This is a genomic window from Curtobacterium sp. MCBD17_034 (assembly GCF_003234515.1).
Lineage (GTDB): Bacteria > Actinomycetota > Actinomycetes > Actinomycetales > Microbacteriaceae > Curtobacterium.
This window is the reverse complement of sequence record NZ_QKTN01000021.1, coordinates 1-1,108: the sequence shown is the minus strand read 5'-3', so window position 1 is coordinate 1,108 and position 1,108 is coordinate 1. Positions and strand designations below refer to the sequence as shown.

Here is a 1,108-nt window from a genome sequence, read left to right as displayed (position 1 = left end):
TGTACTGCCCAGGGAGGTTGGTCAACCGAGTGATCGGTGACCGGTTCCCGATGGCGGTGTGGGGCCGGTGGTGATTGTAGTGATGCAGCCATGCCGGGAGGGCGTTCCGGCGGGCGTGCTCGGTCGGGTAGTGCCGTGAGAACGCCCACCCGTCGGCGAGGGTGCGGTGGAAGCGTTCGATCTTCCCGTTGGTCTGCGGCCGATAGGGGCGGGTCTTCTTCGGCGTGATCTCCAGCTCAGTGCAGGCCTCGCGCCAGGCGTGGGACTTGTAGGCAGAGCCGTTGTCGGAGAGGACCCGCTCCACCCGGACACCGCGTGCGGCGAACCACGACACGGCCCGCCGTAGCACCCCGATCGCGGTCGCTGCTTTCTCGTCGTCGTGGATCTCGGCGTAAGCGACGCGGGAGTGGTCATCGATCACGGTGTGCACGAACGCGGTCCCGATCAGCGGGCCGCGATGCTTGCTGCGGCCCTTACCGGGCGTTGCTGACCGGTTCCGCCCACCTTGCTGTCGGCCGACGTAGCGCCAGCCGCCGCCATCGGGGATGTTGCCGAGTTTCTTCACGTCGACGTGGATCATCGCGCCCGGACGTTCGTGCTCGTAACGGCGCACGAGTTCGCCGGTGCGGATGTCGATGTGGTGCAGCCGGTTCACCCGACAGCGGGTCAGCACGGCGTGCACTGTCGAGGCCGGCATGCCGAGTTGCCCGCCGATCCCAACGGGACCGAGGCGCTTTCGCCAGCGAAGTGCGACGACCTTCTTCACCAGCTCAGGGCGGGTGCGGTTCGGGGACCGGTGCGGACGGGACGAGCGGTCATGCATGCCCTCGGCGCCCATGGCCGCATACCGGTCGGCCCAGCGCTTCGCGGTCGGCCAGGACACGTGGAAGAACAGGGCTGCGTGCCGGACTGGCCAGCCGTCATCGACGATCAGACGACCTATCCGGAGGCGTTGGCGTGGTGTCAGGGCAGCGTTAGCGTGGGACACGAGGACCTCCTGCGGAGAGTGTGTGAACTAGACAGCTCCACTCCACTGCAGGAGGTCCTTCTCACATCCCAACGACTACAGCGAGTCGTCGCAACACAACCAACGTCCCTGGGCAGTACA

The 1,108-nt window shown here is 66.9% G+C and carries 1 protein-coding gene; it reads right to left on the bottom strand.

The window, feature by feature from the left end; all coding sequences use genetic code 11:
- The coding region (locus DEI92_RS16220; protein ID WP_111014282.1) for an IS481 family transposase at positions 1-988 on the bottom strand (988 nt) is incomplete at its 3' end.
- Between the last annotated feature and the right edge of the window lie 120 nt (positions 989-1,108).